The organism is Aquibium sp. A9E412 (genome assembly GCF_030398335.1).
Taxonomy (GTDB): Bacteria; Pseudomonadota; Alphaproteobacteria; order Rhizobiales; family Rhizobiaceae; genus A9E412.
The window spans coordinates 14,479-29,480 of sequence record NZ_JAOAOP010000047.1 but is presented as its reverse complement, the minus strand read 5'-3'; the positions used below and the strand labels follow the sequence as shown (position 1 = coordinate 29,480).

The 15,002-nt window shown below is 71.9% G+C and carries 11 protein-coding genes; 4 read left to right on the top strand and 7 right to left on the bottom strand.

The genetic code is table 11. The features are described from left to right. Positions 1 to 880: 880 nt before the first annotated feature. From N1F89_RS15200 to N1F89_RS15170, 7 genes are all read right to left on the bottom strand, one after another. Positions 881 to 2,308 (bottom strand): aspartate aminotransferase family protein, encoded by a 1,428-nt coding sequence (locus N1F89_RS15200; protein WP_290085050.1) that lies wholly within the window; start codon positions 2,306 to 2,308, stop codon positions 881 to 883. A gap of 54 nt (positions 2,309 to 2,362) precedes the next feature. Beyond that, a complete protein-coding gene (locus N1F89_RS15195; RefSeq protein WP_290085047.1) occupies positions 2,363 to 3,373 on the bottom strand; it encodes an NAD(P)-dependent oxidoreductase in 1,011 nt (336 codons plus the stop codon). Continuing rightward, a complete protein-coding gene (locus tag N1F89_RS15190; RefSeq protein ID WP_290085046.1) occupies positions 3,370 to 3,807 on the bottom strand; it encodes an EamA family transporter in 438 nt (145 codons plus the stop codon). Before N1F89_RS15190 ends, N1F89_RS15195 begins: the two co-directional genes overlap by 4 nt. Before the next feature lie 92 nt (positions 3,808 to 3,899). Next, positions 3,900 to 5,252, bottom strand: a complete 1,353-nt coding sequence (locus N1F89_RS15185) for an FAD-binding oxidoreductase (RefSeq protein ID WP_290085045.1) — start codon at positions 5,250 to 5,252, stop codon at positions 3,900 to 3,902. A 3-nt stretch (positions 5,253 to 5,255) separates the two neighbouring features. After that, positions 5,256 to 6,689, bottom strand: a complete 1,434-nt coding sequence (locus N1F89_RS15180) for a UbiA family prenyltransferase (protein ID WP_290085044.1) — start codon at positions 6,687 to 6,689, stop codon at positions 5,256 to 5,258. A 174-nt stretch (positions 6,690 to 6,863) separates the two neighbouring features. Continuing rightward, on the bottom strand, positions 6,864 to 7,127 hold the full coding sequence (locus N1F89_RS15175; RefSeq protein WP_290085043.1) for a hypothetical protein: 264 nt from the start codon (positions 7,125 to 7,127) through the stop codon (positions 6,864 to 6,866). A gap of 92 nt (positions 7,128 to 7,219) precedes the next feature. After that, positions 7,220 to 9,694, bottom strand: coding sequence for a mechanosensitive ion channel family protein (locus tag N1F89_RS15170; RefSeq protein WP_290085042.1), 2,475 nt, complete (start codon positions 9,692 to 9,694; stop codon positions 7,220 to 7,222). Positions 9,695 to 9,883: 189 nt separating this feature from the next. Here N1F89_RS15170 and N1F89_RS15165 point away from each other — a divergent pair, with 189 nt between their 5' ends. The 4 genes from N1F89_RS15165 to N1F89_RS15150 are packed head-to-tail and all read left to right on the top strand — an operon-like array spanning position 9,884 to position 14,997. After that, positions 9,884 to 11,143 (top strand): sarcosine oxidase subunit beta family protein, encoded by a 1,260-nt coding sequence (locus N1F89_RS15165; RefSeq protein ID WP_290085041.1) that lies wholly within the window; start codon positions 9,884 to 9,886, stop codon positions 11,141 to 11,143. Positions 11,144 to 11,157: 14 nt separating this feature from the next. Then, entirely contained in the window at positions 11,158 to 11,424 is a 267-nt protein-coding gene (locus N1F89_RS15160) for a sarcosine oxidase subunit delta family protein (RefSeq protein ID WP_290085040.1), read from the top strand. Further along, complete coding sequence (locus N1F89_RS15155; RefSeq protein ID WP_290085039.1) at positions 11,421 to 14,417, top strand: sarcosine oxidase subunit alpha family protein; 2,997 nt, start codon at positions 11,421 to 11,423, stop codon at positions 14,415 to 14,417. Before N1F89_RS15160 ends, N1F89_RS15155 begins: the two co-directional genes overlap by 4 nt. Beyond that, positions 14,410 to 14,997, top strand: a complete 588-nt coding sequence (locus N1F89_RS15150; RefSeq protein WP_290085038.1) for a sarcosine oxidase subunit gamma family protein — start codon at positions 14,410 to 14,412, stop codon at positions 14,995 to 14,997. The genes N1F89_RS15155 and N1F89_RS15150 overlap by 8 nt, the downstream gene beginning before the upstream one ends. Positions 14,998 to 15,002: the final 5 nt, after the last annotated feature.

Genomic DNA, 15,002 nt, shown 5'->3' with positions numbered 1-15,002 from the left:
CCCTCACCCTGCCCTCTCCCCGCTAGCGGGGAGAGGGTGAGGTCGCGCACGGCTTCGGCGGCCGTCCCATCTGGCACCCCTCTGTCGGCTGCGCCGACATCTCCTCCTCAAGGGGGGAGATCGGGCTGGCGTTTGCGGCCGGCCGCCGTGCGGGACCTGCGAGACCGGGGCGCCCCCTTCTCCCCGCCTGCGGGGAGAAGGTGCCCCGCAGGGGCGGATGAGGGGCCGCGCCGGCATCCGCCGCGCGTGCACCGCCATCGCTCCGAATGCCGCGCCCCGCCGCCAGGTCGACGCTGCCCCTCACCCTGCCCTCTCCCCGCAGGGGCGGATGAGGGGCGGCGCCGGCACCCGCGGCGCGTGCACCGCCATCGCTGCGAATGCCGCGCCCCGCCGCCAGGTCGGCGCTGCCCCTCACCCTGCCCTCTCCCCGCAGGCGGGGAGAGGGTGAGGTTGCGCGCGTCTTCGGCGGCCGTCCCCTCTGGCACCCCCCTCTGTCGGCTGCTCCGACATCTCCTCCTCAAGGGGGGGAGATCGGGTCGGCGTTTGCGGCCGGCCGCCGTGCCGAGACTTGCGAGACCGGGGCGCCCCCTTCTCCCCGCCTGCGGGGAGAAGGTGCCCCGCAGGGGCGGATGAGGGGCCGCGCCGGCAGCAGCCGCGCGTGCACCGCCATCGCTGCGAATGGCGCGCCCCGCCGCCAGGTCGACGCTGCCCCTCACCCTGCCCTCTCCCCGCAAGCGGGGAGAGGGTGAGGTTGCGCGCGTCTTCGGCGGCCGTCCCCTCTGGCGCCCCCTCTGTCGGCTGCGCCGACATCTCATCCTCAAAGGAGGGGAGATCAGCGGTCGGCGACCCTTCCCGCAAGCGGGAGACCGGGCGGGGTGTCCTAGCCCATCTGGCTCTTGACGAAGTCGCGCACGATGGCGACGACGCCGCGGCCCAGCAGCGCGTCGAGCGCGTCGACGAAGGCGTCGACATGCTCGCGCTGGCAGATCAGCGGCGGCTCCAGCCGGATAACGTTGCGGTTGTACTCGGTGAAGGCCACCAGCACGCCGTGGTCGCGCAAGAGGAGCGCGCCGACGAAGCCCGACAGCGAGCCCTTGAGCTTGTCGTCGAGCATGCCGACCATCGGCCTGAGCACCGCCGGCAGCGTGCGGCTGAAGTCCTGGAACTCCAGCCCGACCATCAAGCCGCGGCCGCGCACGTCCTTGATGATGTTGGGATATTTCGCCTTCAGCCCGTCCAGCCGCTCGATGAGATAGGCGCCGGTCGTCTCGGCGTTCTCCATCAGCTGCTCGTCGTAGAGCACGTTGATCGCCTCGATCGAGGTGACGCTCGCCTCGCCGATGCCGCCGAAGGTGGCGGCGGCGTGGATCATCGCCGTCTTGGGCGAGCCGTACGCCTTCATGTAGACCTCGCGCCTGGCGATCATGGCGCCGACGGCGGCCTTGCCGCCGCCCAGCGACTTGGCGAGCGCGGTGACGTCGGGCACGACGCCGTAGTGCTCGAAGGCGTAGAAGCGGCCGGTGCGGCCGAAGCCGCACTGCACCTCGTCGGCGACCCACAGCACGCCGTAGCGGTCGCACAGCGCGCGCAGCGCCTGCCAGTATTCGGCCGGCGCCGAGACGATGCCGCCGCCGCCCTGCACCGTCTCCAGGACGATGACGCCGATCTCCGGGTCGGCGCGGAAGGCGTTCTCCACCGCGGCGATGTCGCCGAACGGCACGCGCACGGTGTTGTCGACCAGCCGGAACTCGCCGCGGTAGAGCGGGCTGTCGGTCAGCGACAGCGTGCCCTTGGTCTTGCCGTGGAACGAGTTCTCGGCATAGACGATCTTCGAGCGCTTCGGCCCGGCGGCGCGCTCGGCCACCTTGATCGCCGCCTCCATCGCCTCCGAGCCGGTCGAGCCGAGGAACACCATGTCGAGATCGCCGGGGCTGCAGGCGGCCAGGTTGTGCGCCAGCGCGGTGGCGTATTGCGACATGAAGGCGATGGCGATCTCGTGCCGCTTCTCCTCCTGGAACCTGCGCCTGGCCTCGAGGATGCGGGGGTGGTTGTGGCCGAAGGCGAGCGAGCCGAAGCCGCCGAAGAAGTCGAGGATGCGGCGGCCGTTCTGGTCGATGTAGTACATGCCCTCGGCGCGCTCGATCTTCACCTTGTGGAAGCCGAGCAGCTTCATGAAGTGGAGCTGGCCGGGGTTGAGATGCGCCTTGAACAGCTCGGTCATGCGCGCCACGTCGAGCGCCTTGGCGTCGTCCACCGTCATCAGGTCGGGCCTGGCGATCGAGGACGGGGCGAGCGCGGGCGCGGCCATCACGGGGCGCGCCTGGCGGGTATCGGTCTTGCTCAGGACGGTCATCGGTCTCTCCTATTCGGCCGGCACGTGCTCGGCGGCCGGCGCGCTGCCGGCGGCCTTCTTGGCGCGGTATTCGTCGTAGGCGGCGATCAGCATGTCCGCGTCGCGGTACTGCGGCACCCAGCCGAGCTGGCGCTCGCCCTTCGAGACGTCGAGCACGCACATCTCGTCGGCGATCAGGTACTGCTCGGGGTCCATCAGCGGCAGGTTGACGCGGTCGAGCAGGTCGAGCGTGCGCTTGACCGCCCAGCCCGGCGTCGGCAGCAGGATCGAGCGCGAGCCGGCGTGGCGGATCAGGTCGCCGAGCAGCCGGCGCACCGGCGGCGGGTTGAGCGAGCCGAGATTGTAGGCCTCGTTCGGCACGCCCGCCTTCCAGGCGAGCCGCGCCGCCTCGGCGCAGTCGAACACCGAGATGAACTGGTAGGGATTGCGCCCCGCGCCGATCATCGGCACCGGCAGGTTCCAGTCGATCAGCTTGAACAGCTTCTCCAGGATGCCGAGGCGGCCCGGACCGATGATCAGGCGCGGCCGGAACAGCGCGATGCGCATGCCGCGCTCGCGCCAGCCGGCGGCCAGCGTCTCGGTCTCCAGCTTCGACAGGCCGTACTCGCCGAGCGGCGCGACCGGATGGTCCTCGGTCATCGGATAGGCGACCGTGTGGCCGTAGATCATGTCGGTGGTGTAGTGCACCAGCCGGTCGGCGCCGGCACGGTCCATCGCCTCGATGATGTTGACCGTGCCGTGATAGTTGACCGGCCAGAAGAAGTCGTGCCGCTTGGCGCGCACCTGGATCGGCGACAGCATCTTGGCCGACAGGTTGTAGACCATGTCGTCGGCGCCGATGCCGACGGCGGCCACCGAGGCGGGATCGGTGACGTCGCAGGTGACGAAGCGGACGTTGCGGTAGTGCGGCAGGTCGCTCTTCGCGATGTCGGCCACCACCACCTCCTCGCCGTCGGCGAGGAGCTTGGGAGCGAGATGCCGGCCGACGAAGCCGTCGCCGCCGAAGATGATGTGCTTCATTGGATCATGGACCTCTGCGAATGGAGCGTCTGGTTGGAAAGGGCGCCGTCGTCCTCGCCGGCATGCCGGCCGCTCTGGGCGATCAGCACGGTGCCGACGCAGATCAGCGCGATGCCGGCGATGCGGTAGGCGTTCAGGTCCTCGCGGAAGACGAAATAGGCGAACACCGCGACCGCCACATAGGCGAGGCTGAGGAAGGGATAGGCGAAGGACAGCTCGACCTTCGACAAGACGTAGAGATGCGAGGCCATCGATACCACGAAGGTCGTCAGGCCGAGGAAGACCCACGGGCTGAAGACGATCTGCAGCATCTTGAAGACCGGATTGACGCCGGCGAAGCTGAGCGCGCCGAGCTGCATCATGCCGTATTTCAGCATGAGCTGGGCCGCGGCGTTGGTCATCACCGTGAACAGTATGAAAGGCAAGTACTTCATCTTATCCCACCCTGCTCCGGCCTAGCAGGCCGGCAAGAAGAAACCGTGAATCGGACCGCTCGCATTCGAACGGCCGGTGCGCCCGGCGGCCGTCATTCGGCGGCATGGCGGTGCTCCGCGTTGCGGGCCGGCAGGCACAGCGCCGTGCGGCGCCAGAAGTCCGACATGAAGGCGGGATCGCGCAGCCGCTCGAGCGCCGGCCAGTCGGGAAAGGAGGCGGCGAACACCGGCGCGCCCATGCGCGCGTCCTTGTAGGGATTGACCGCGCCGCCGGCGTCCACGGTGATGCGGTCGAGACGGGCGAGCAGCTCGAGCGTGGCGCGGCCGCGGTTGGGAAAGTCGAGCGTCAGCGTGTAGCCCGGCCGCGGGAACGACAGGAGCCCCGGCGAGGCGAGCGGGCCGAAGCGCTTGAGCACGGTGAGGAAGGACGCCTGCCCCGCCTCGCGCGCGGCCGCCAGCAGCGCCGGCAGCGCGCGGCGCGCCGTCTCCTCCGGCACCACGCTCTGGTGCTGGAACAGCCCGCGCGGGCCGTACAGCCGGTTCCAGTCGCGCACGCCGTCGAGCGGGAAGAAGAAGCTGCGATAGGGCGTGCGGCGCGGCTTGCCCGCGCGCCCCTTGGCGGTGCGGTAGGCGGCGTTGAACAGCCTCAGGAAGGGCCGGTTGAGGACGGTGACCGGCGGCGTGAAGGGCACGGCGAGCCGGCGGCCCGGCCGGGCCGGTGCGGCGGCCGGTTCGTCTGCGTGGTTCGCCGTCAGCATCAGGCCGCGGCCGGCACGCCGCCCGCCGGCGAGCTGGTCGATCCAGGCGACGGCGTACTCGTTGTCGGCGTCGGCCTGCGCGGCCAGCTCGAAGAAGCCGTCGAGGGCGGCGAACGGCGTGACCTCCTCGACGACGTCCGGCGAGCCGACGCGCATCAGCCGGATCGTCGCCTCGGTGATCATGCCGGTCAGCCCCATGCCGCCGATGGTGGCGGAAAACAGCGCCTTCTCCACGCGCGGGCTCGCCTCGTGCACCGCCCCGTCGGAGCGCAGCAGCGACAGCCGCTCGACGTGCCGCCCGAAGGTGCCGCGGCGATGATGGTTCTTGCCGTGCACGTCGTTGGCGATGGCGCCGCCGAGCGTCACCAGCTCGGTGCCGGGCACCACCGGCAGGAAGAAGCCGTGCGGCGCGACATGGGCGATCAGGTCGCGCAGGAGCACGCCCGCCTGGGCGGTAACGACGCCGCGCTCGCCGTCGAAGGCGAGGATGCGGTTCATGCCGCGCATGTCGGCCAGCGTGCCGCCGGTGTTGAGGCAGCTGTCGCCATAGCTGCGGCCGTTGCCATAGGCGAGCAGCGCGCCGCGCAGCGCCCGCCGCGAGGTCAGGAGCGCCGCCGCCTCGACGCCCGGCACCGCGCGCGCGGCCGGCGGCGACACCCGGCCGAAGCTCTGCAGAGGCGCGGCCATCGGCTACATCCCCGCCACGACGAGCAGCACCGCGCCGAGCCCGGCGACGAGCTGGCTGCGCCAGTCGCGGATGATGAAGACGATCGGGTCGTCGTGCATCTCGTCGCGGCGCGCCAGGATCCACAGCCGCATGGTCAGGTAGAGGACGATCGGCCCGAGCGGCCAGACCAGCCACGGATGGGCGTAGAGCTCGCGCACCGCCTCGCTGTCGATGTAGAGCGCCAGCACCAGCGCCGAGGCGAAGGCCGACGCCATGCCGGCCTGGCCGACGATCTCCTGGTCCTCGGCGCGGTAGCCGCGCCCGGCGATGCGCTCGCCGGCCGGCAGCGCGGTGGTGCGCAGCTCGACGTAGCGCTTCACCAGCGCCAGCGACAGGAAGAAGAAGATCGAGAAGGCGAGCAGCCAGAACGACACGTCGACGCCGGTCGCCGCCGCGCCGGCCAGGATGCGCATGGTGTAGAGACCGGCCAGCGTCAGCACGTCGACGAGCAGCATGCGCTTGAGCGACAGCGAGTAGGCCGTGGTGGCGACCAGATAGCCGCCCAGCACCAGCCAGAACAGCGGCGGCAGGAACAGCGCGGTGAGCGCGCTGACCGTCAGCAGCACCGCGATGGCGCCGAGTCCGAACGGCATCGACAGCACGCCGCTGGCGAACGGCCGGTTGCGCTTGGTCGGATGGCGGCGGTCGAGCGCCAGGTCGAAGAAGTCGTTGAGGACGTAGATCGCCGAGGCCGCGGCGCTGAACGACACGAAGGCGAGCGCGCAGGCCAGCAGCATGCCGACGTCGAGATATTCGTGCGACAGGATGACCGGCACGGCGATCAGCGAGTTCTTCAGCCACTGGTGGACGCGCAGCATCTTGAGGATGGTGCGCCAGGTCGGCTTCGGCGCCGGCAGCAGCTCGGCGTCGTGCGCGGCCTGCCAGCGCGCGGCATGCCGGTCGGGCGCCACCACCAGCGCGGCGCGCGCGGCGTCGAACACGGCGATGTCGGGCCGTGCGTTGCCGGCATAGTCGAAGCCGCCGTCGCCGAAGGCCTCGATCAGCGCGGCGCGCTTGCGGCCGGCCGCCATGTTGCAGCCGCGGTCGGTCGAGATCACGCTGTCGAAGACGCCGAGATGGGCGGCGATCGCCTCGGCGAAGCGCTTCGGCGCGGCGGTGGCCAGCACGATGCGCCGGCCGGCCGCCCGCTCCTGCTCGAGCCGCTCGACGAGGGCGGCGCGGTAGGGCAGCGCGGCGGGGTCGAGATCGATGCGCGCGGCGATCTCGCATTTGAGATGCGCCTTGCCGCCGGCCAGCCACACCGGCAGCATGAACAGATAGAGCGGATTCTTCCTGAGCAGCAGGAAGAGCCCTTCCCACAAGAGATCGGTCGCAATCAGCGTGCCGTCGAGGTCGACGGCAAGCGGTACGGCAGTGCTTTCGGACCGCGCATCCATGTGTCGAGCCAGCCTGTTGGTCGCCTGTTTCCTGCAACCGGCTATAGCTCGAAAGGGATGCCGAACCCTGAACGCGCGGCCGCCAAGGCCGTGCGGCCGGGGGGTTTCTCGCGACAGGTTTAACCGCAGCTTACCGCGATCGCTCGAATGCCGTGGATCGGCCGGCGGGCCGCGTCAGCGGATGTTGGCGCGGCCTTCCATGATCTCGATCGTCTCGGCGCCGGTCAGCACGCCGCGATCGCCGTCGGGCATGGTGACGAAGCAGCCGTTGGCGCAGAACTCGACGGTCTCGCCGGGGCCGACGGTGAGCTCCGACTGGCTGCCGCCTTCGGTGACCACCAGCGTGCGCGGCTCCTCGTCGCGGTTGACCGCGCTCGCGGCAAAGGCGGCACCGCCGGCCAGAAGCAGCGCCGCGGCGGCAATCGCAATTGTCTTCATACCCGTGCGTCCGGTGTTGCCACCGCCTCTCGTGAAGTCGCGTCTCATGCCGAGGTTATAGGGCCGGCAAGCTGAACCGCAACTGAATGGCGTCATTCCGCGTCCGGCCCCTCGAGCGGCGCCGCGCCGCGCGCCATCGGCGCGGACGCCGCCGCGTCGGGCTCGGCGGCGGTGATGCGGCCGGACTTGATGTGGATGTCGCGCTGCGGGAACGGGATCTCGATGGCCTCGCGCTCGAACGCCTCGACGACGGCGAAGCGGATGTCGTTGAGCACCTCGAGCTGCGTCAGGATGTCGGCGAGATAGACGCGGATCTCGAAATCGAGCGAGGATTCGCCGAAGCCGGCGAACAGGATGAAGGGCTCCGGGTTCTTCAGCACCAGCGGGTGGCCGCGGGCGATCTCCATCAGGATGTCGTGCACCTTGCGCACGTCGGAGCCGTAGGCGACGCCGACGGGGATCTCGAGCCGGCCGAGGCTGTTCTTGTGCGTCCAGTTGCCGACCGCCGCGTTGATCAGCTCCGAATTGGGCAGGATGATCGTCTGGCGCTGGAAGGTCTCGATCTCGGTGGCGCGCACGCTGATCTTCTTCACCGTGCCCGACACCTGGCCGGCGACGATCCAGTCGCCCGCCTTGAACGGCCGCTCGGCGAGCAGGATCAGGCCGGACACGAAGTTCGACACGATGTTCTGCAGGCCGAAGCCGATGCCGAGCGACAGCGCGCCGGCGACCAGCGCCAGGTTGGACAGGTCGATGCCGGCGGCCGAGATGCCGATCAGCGCCGCCACGGCGAGGCCGGCATAGCCGATCGCGGTCTTGATCGAGTTGCGCACGCCGACGTCCATGCGCCCGCGCGCCATCACCGAACCGTCGACCCAGCTCTGGAACCAGCGGGTCAGGAAGTAGCCGATGGCGAAGACGACGATGCCTGTGAGGATACCGACCAGCGAGATGGTGACCGAGCCGATGTGCACCTCGGTGACGAGCCGCGTCACCCAGCCGCGGATGTCGCCCCACTGGAAGCCCCACTGGAACAGGATCAGCGGCACGCCCCACACGAGCACGAGCAGGTTGACGGCGATCGACGTCGCCAGGCCGAGCTTGTCGAGCGTGCCGTCGTCGAAGGCGAAGCGGCGCTTCAGCCGCTGGGCGAGCGCGGTGTGGGTGAAGGCGTCGGCCTCCGACAGCGCGCGCGCCGACAGGAAGCCGATATACATGGTCACCAGGATGGCGCCGGTCACCACGATCTGCTGCGACAGGAAGCGGGCGAGCCCGATATAGCCGAGCACGGCCGACACGATGGTGGCGCCGCCGAGCAGGTAGAGCAGGTAGCGCAGCCAGGTCGGCCACGGGCGCGCCGCCGCCGGGGCGGCCGGCGCAGCCGCCTCCTCCTGCCCGGCCTCGCCGCTGTCGCCGGTGAAGGGCTTGACCGTGCCGATCAGGATGACCAGCAGGCCGACCGCCACGGTGGCGGCCAGGCTCTGCCCGACGGTCAGCGCCAGCGGCGCGTCGAGCACCTCGTTGATGGTGGTCAGGACGTAGTCGAGGCCGTTGATCGCCGCGGTGGCAAAGACCAGCCAGACCAGCGTGCGGGCGGCGCGCGAGCCGACCGGCATCAGCCGCCAGTTGGGCAGGCGCGGCGACAGCGCCGCGCGCGACAGCCGATGCACGAAGTAGACGACGGCGAGCACGTTGAACAGCGTCAGCATGATGCGCGCGATGTCGGGCCTGAGAACGCCGTAGGAGACGTAGAGGAAGTAGGTCGCCGACAGGAACACCGCGAGCGCGATCGACGGCAGCAGGGTCGACCAGAAGGCGACCGAAAGCCGGCTGAGATAGGACGGGTCCTCGGCCTCCGGCTCGGCCACGATCAGGCTGCCGAACAGCCGCTTGCCGCCGAGGAAGATGATGGCGGCGGCGATCAGCGCCAGCAAGGTGGCGACGAGCAGCGAGGTGAGCTTGAAGGCGACGGCGAAGCGCAGCCACGAGGCGACCGTGTTGTAGAGCTCCTGCGCCTCGACGCCGAAGTCGCGCACCACCTCGCCGATCAGCGTGAAGCTGATCTCGTAGCGCTTCGACAGGGTGCGCGCGAACAGGTCGCGCCGCATGGCGGTGATCTGCTCGATGAGCCGGCTGGCGGTGATCGACAGCGCCTCCGCCTCGCCGATCAGCGCGTTGATCTGCCCCTTCTGGGCGAGCAGCCGCAGCCGCTCCTCGGTGACGATGTCGGGCTCGGCCGGCTGGCCCTCCTCGGGCGGCGGGCCGAGCTGCTCGAGCCGGGCGTTGACCTCGGCCAGATGCGGCCGGAAGGCGAGCCCGGCCTGCAGCAGGCTGTCGGCCACCTCCTCGAGCTCGAGTCGGATCTCGACGAGCTGCGCATCGTCCTCGGCCGCCGCCTCGGTCGCCGCCTCGAGCGCCTCGACGCGGTTCCTGATCTCGTCGATCACCCGCTCCTGCTCGGCGATCACCGTGTCGGCCTGCTGCGCCAGCGCGGCGGGAAGCGCCAGGACGAGCAACAGCAGCGCGGCCAGCGCGAGCGCGGCCGGTCGGTGCGTCGGAAGGTGCAAGCGAGAAAGCAACGGCGCCCCTGTGGCTTCGGATGCGAGCCATTGATAGTGTCCGCCCGGCCGGCCGGCAAGCCGCGCGGCGCCGCGGGCGAAGTCGGCGCGGCGACAGGCGATGGCGCAAAATTTGCCTTGCCGCGCGAGACCGCCCTATAGGGTCGCGGGCCAGCGGCAAAAGGCGGCAGGGAGTCCATGGCGGAGTATTCGGCGCTCGCGCTCTTGAAGAACGCGCTCGGTGGCCATCGCGGCTGGAAGCCGGCCTGGCGCAAGCCCGAGCCGAAGCCCGCCTACGACGTGGTGATCGTCGGCGGCGGCGGCCACGGCCTGGCCACCGCCTACTACCTGGCCAAGGAGCACGGCATCACCAATGTCGCGGTGCTGGAGAAGGGCTGGCTCGGCTCCGGCAACATCGGCCGCAACACGACGATCGTGCGCTCCAACTACCTGCTGCCCGAATCGATCCGCTTCTACGACTTCTCGGTGAAGCTGTGGGAGGAGCTGTCGCACGCGCTCAACTACAACGTGATGTTCTCGCAGCGCGGCGTGCTCAATCTCGCCCATTCGCCGGCCCAGGCCGACGACTACATGCGCCGCGGCAACGCGATGCGGCACGGCGGCGGCGACGCGGAATGGCTGACGCCGGCGGCGATCGCGCGCAAGGTGCCGGGCCTCGACCTGTCGGGCTCGGCGCGCTTTCCCGTCGTCGGCGGGCTGTTGCAGGCGCGCGCCGGCACCGCCCGGCACGACGCCGTCGCCTGGGGCTACGCGCGCGCGGCCGACCGGCGCGGCGTCGACATCCTGGAGAACTGCGAGGTGACCGGCTTCCTGCGCGAGGGCGGCCGCATCTGCGGCGTGGAGACGAGCCGCGGCACGATCCGCGCCGGCAAGGTCGCCGTGGCGGTCGCCGGCAGCACCAGCCGGGTGATGGCGCTCGCCGGCATCGAGCGCCTGCCGATCGAGAGCCACGTCCTGCAGGCCTTCGTCAGCGAGGCGCTGAAGCCGTTCGTCGACTGCGTCGTCACCTTCGGTGCCGGCCATCTCTACATGTCGCAGTCCGACAAGGGCGGGCTGGTGTTCGGCGGCGACATCGACGGCTACAACTCCTATGCCCAGCGCGGCAACCTGCCGGTGGTCGAGGAGGTGATGAGCGAGATGGTGGCGATGTTCCCGAGCCTGGCGCGGGTGCGGCTGCTGCGCTCGTGGGGCGGCGTGATGGACATGTCGATGGACGGCTCGCCGATCATCACCACCGGGCCGCTGCCCGGCCTCTACCTCAACTGCGGCTGGTGCTACGGCGGCTTCAAGGCGACGCCGGCCTCGGGCTGGACCTTCGCCTGGACGATCGCCCGCGACGCGCCGCACGCCCTCAACGCGCCCTTCACCCTCGACCGCTTCCAGCGCGGCGCGCTGATCGACGAGAAGGGCCAGGGCGCCACGCCCCGGCTGCACTGAGGGGTGTCCGGCCGATGCTGATCCCCTGCCCCTATTGCGGCCCCCGCGACCTCGCCGAATACACCTACCAGGGCGACGCCACGCGCGCCCGCCCCGATCCGGCGACGGCCGGCCAGGCGGCCTGGAACGCCTATGTCTACGAACGCGCCAACCCGGCCGGCCCGCACCGCGAGCACTGGCAGCACGCGGGCGGCTGCCGCGCCCATCTCGTGGTCACCCGCGACACGGTGAGCCACGCCGTGCTGGCGGTGGCGCCGGCGCGCGCGGGAGAACCGTCGTGAGCCCGCGCCGCGCCGCCGCCGGCGGGCTGGTCGACCGCGACCGGCCGGTGCGCTTCACCTTCGACGGCCGACCCTACACGGGCTTTGCCGGCGACACGCTCGCCTCCGCGCTGCTCGCCAGCGGTGTGACGCTCTGCGGCCGCTCCTTCAAGTACCACCGCCCGCGCGGCGTCTTCGCCGCCGGCCTCGACGAGCCCAACGCGCTGGTCACCGTGCTGCGCGGCGCCGTGCGCGAGCCCAACGTGCCGGCGACGCAGATCGAGATCCATCCCGGCCTGCGCGTCGAGAGCCAGAACCGCTACCCCTCGCTCGCCTACGACGTCGGCGCGGTGAACCAGCTCGGCGGGCCGCTGCTCGCCGCCGGCTTCTACTACAAGACCTTCATGGGGCCGGTGGTCGGGCCGCTGCGCGGCACCCGCTTCTGGATGCTGTGCGAGAAGGCGATCCGCCGCGCCGCCGGGCTCGGCCGCGCCGGCCGCGAGCCCGATCCGGCGCGCTACGAGCGCATGAACGCGTTCTGCGACGTGCTCGTCGTCGGCGCCGGCCCGGCGGGGCTGGAGGCCGCCGAGGCGGCGGCGAAGGCCGGCAAGCGGGTGATCCTGGCCGAGACGGAGCCGGCCGCCGGCGGCAGCGCGCTTTGGTCGGGCGAGACGATCGGCGGCACGCCGGCCGCCCGATGGGCGCAGGAGCGCGCCGCGCGGCTGGCCGCCATGGACAACGTCCGGCTGCTCACCCGCACCACCGTGTGGGGCTATTACGACAACAACGTGCTGGCCGCGCTGGAGCGCGTCGGCGACCACGGCCCGGCCGCCGCGCCGGGCGAGCCGCGCCACCGGCACTGGACGGTGCGCGCCGGCCGGGTGGTGCTGGCCACCGGCGCGCTGGAGCGGCCGCTGGTGTTTCCCGGCAACGACCGGCCGGGCGTCATGCTGGCCGGCGCGGCCGAGCGCTATGCCGTCCAGTACGGCGTCCTGCCGGCCGCCCGGCTGGCCGTCTTCACCAACAATGACGGCGCCTATCGCGCGGCCGCCGCGCTCGCCCGCGCCGGCGCCGAGGTGGCGGCGATCGTCGACACCCGTTCGACGCTGTCCGACGCCGCCCGGGCGCTCGCCGCGGAGACCGGCGCGGAGCTGCTTTCCGGCCATGCGGTGGTGGCGACGGCCGGCCGGCGCGCGCTGTCGGGCATCACCGTGCAGGCCTTCGAGGCGGCCGGCGGCCGGCTGAGCGGCCCGCGCCGGGCGATCGCCGTCGACGGTCTGGCGGTGTCGGGCGGCTGGTCGCCGGCGCTGCATCTGGCAAGCCAGGCCGGCGCCGCACCGGTGTGGGACGAGACGCGCCAGGCCTTCCTGCCGCCGCAGCCGTCCGGCCGCGGCTGGCTCGCCGCCGGCGCGGTGCTGGGCACCGCCGGCACCGCCGAGGCGCTCGCCGAAGGCCGCATGGCCGGACGCAGGGCCGCCGGCCAGCGCGCCGCCCGCAGCCGCGTGCCGGCCGTCGCCGCGCCGGCGCTCGATCCCCATCCGGCCGAAGTCATCGCCATCCCGGCGCCCGGCAAGGCCTTCGTCGACCTGCAGCACGACGTCACCGTGGAGGACATCCGGCTTGCCCACCGCGAGGGCTTCGTCGCGGCCGAGCACGTCAAGCGCTACACCACGCTCGGCATGGCGACCGACCAGGGCAAGACGTCGAACGTGCCGGGCCTGGCCGTGCTGGCGGCCGCCCGCGGCAAGCCGCTCGGCGCGCTCGGCACGACGCGCTTCCGGCCGCCCTACGCGCCCGTCTCGCTCGGCGCGCTGGCGGCCGAGCGCTACGGCCACCTGCGGCCCGAGCGGCTGACGCCGATGCACGACTGGCACGTCGACAACGGCGCGCGGATGGAGGACGCCGGGCTGTGGAAACGGCCGATGATCTACGGCCAGCCCGGCGAGACCGTCGCGCAGGCCTATGTGCGCGAGGCCGGCCGGGTGCGCGCGGCCGTCGGCATCATCGACGTCTCGACGCTCGGCAAGATCGCGGTCAAGGGGCCGGACGCGGCCGCCTTCCTCGACCGCGTCTACACCAACACCTTCTCCACCCTGCCGGTCGGCAAGGCGCGCTACGGCCTGATGCTGCGCGAGGACGGGCTGGCGATGGACGACGGCACCACCTGGCGGCTCGGCCAGGACGACTTCCTGATGACCACGACGACGGCCAATGCCGGCAAGGTGATGCAGCATCTGGAGTATCTGCTCGACGTCGCGTGGCCGGACATGAAGGTGCACCTGACCTCGGTCACCGACCAGTGGGCCGGCGCCGCGCTCGCCGGGCCGCAGAGCCGCGCGGTGCTCGCCGCCTGCGTGACCGGCACGGCCGTCGACAACGAGACCCTGCCCTTCATGGGCATCGTGCGCGGCGCGATCGACGGCGCGCCGGTGACGATCTGCCGGCTGTCGTTCTCCGGCGAGCGCGCCTACGAGGTCTATTGCGGCGCCGGCCACGGCCTGGCCGTGTGGGAGGCGCTGATGGAGGCCGGCGCGGCGCACGGCATCGTGCCCTACGGCCTGGAGGCGCTCGGCGCGCTGCGCATCGAGAAGGGCCACGTGACCGGCGCCGAGATCGACGGCCGCACCACCGCCCGCGACCTTCATCTCGACTGGATGCTGTCGAAGAAGAAGCCCTTCGTCGGCGCCGCGATGATGGACCGCGAGGGCCTGACGGGTGCCGACCGGCACCGGCTCGTCGGTGTCGTCGCGCTCGACGGCCGGCCGCTCGGCGGCGGCGCCCACATCGTCGAGCGCGGCACGGCCGAAGCGCTCGGCGAAAGCATCGGCCACATCACCGCCTGCTGCTACTCGCCGGCGCTGCAAAGACACATCGGCCTGGCGCTGGTGCGCGGCGGCAAGGCGCGCCACGGCAGCCGGGCGCACGTCTCCGATCCGCTGCGCGGCCGCTTCGGGCCGGTCGAGATCGTCAGCCACCACTTCTTCGATCCCGAGGGGAGCCGCATGTATGGTTGAGCGCGACTCGCCGCTCGGGCCGCTGCGCCGGCCCGGCCGGCACGGCCACAGCCGCGGCGCGCCGGGGGTGCGGCTCGCCGAGGTGACGCCGGCCGCGATCTGCGAGGCGGCCGCCTGGCCGGGCGCCGAGGCGGCACTCGCCGAGGCGATCGGCGCGACGACCGGGCTCGGCCTCGACGCGACGCCGGGCGCCGGCGCGCGGAGCGCGGAGGCCGCCGCCTTCGGCATCGGTCCCGGCCGCTTCCTGGTGACCGGCCGGCACGACGGGCTCGTCGCCGCGCTCGCCGCCGCGGTGCCGGCCGACACTGGCACGGTGACCGACCTGTCGCACGGCCGCACGGTGATGCGCATCGCCGGCCCGCGCGCCGAATGGGTGCTCGGCAAGCTGTTCGCGATCGATTTCGCGGCGCACGCCTTTGCCGTCGGCGCCGGCCGGGCGACGGCGCATCACGACATCGCCGCGCAGATCCAGCGCAGCGCCGGCGACGCCTTCGACGTCTGCGTCTTCCGCTCCTTCGCCCGCGCCTTCTGGGCCGGCCTGTGCGCGGCGGCCGAGGAGGTCGGCTACGAGGTGCTGTGAGGCGC

Excerpts from the sequence above, each read along its gene's own strand:
- N1F89_RS15190 (WP_290085046.1), bottom strand. The coding sequence starts at position 3,807 with ATGAAGTACTTGCCTTTCATACTGTTCACGGTGATGACCAACGCCGCG.
- N1F89_RS15195 (WP_290085047.1), bottom strand. The coding sequence starts at position 3,373 with ATGAAGCACATCATCTTCGGCGGCGACGGCTTCGTCGGCCGGCATCTC.
- N1F89_RS15150 (WP_290085038.1), top strand. The coding sequence starts at position 14,410 with ATGGTTGAGCGCGACTCGCCGCTCGGGCCGCTGCGCCGGCCCGGCCGG.
- N1F89_RS15165 (WP_290085041.1), top strand. The coding sequence starts at position 9,884 with ATGGCGGAGTATTCGGCGCTCGCGCTCTTGAAGAACGCGCTCGGTGGC.
- N1F89_RS15185 (WP_290085045.1), bottom strand. The coding sequence starts at position 5,252 with ATGGCCGCGCCTCTGCAGAGCTTCGGCCGGGTGTCGCCGCCGGCCGCG.
- N1F89_RS15200 (WP_290085050.1), bottom strand. The coding sequence starts at position 2,308 with ATGGCCGCGCCCGCGCTCGCCCCGTCCTCGATCGCCAGGCCCGACCTG.
- N1F89_RS15160 (WP_290085040.1), top strand. The coding sequence starts at position 11,158 with ATGCTGATCCCCTGCCCCTATTGCGGCCCCCGCGACCTCGCCGAATAC.
- N1F89_RS15175 (WP_290085043.1), bottom strand. The coding sequence starts at position 7,127 with ATGAAGACAATTGCGATTGCCGCCGCGGCGCTGCTTCTGGCCGGCGGT.
- N1F89_RS15180 (WP_290085044.1), bottom strand. The coding sequence starts at position 6,689 with ATGGATGCGCGGTCCGAAAGCACTGCCGTACCGCTTGCCGTCGACCTC.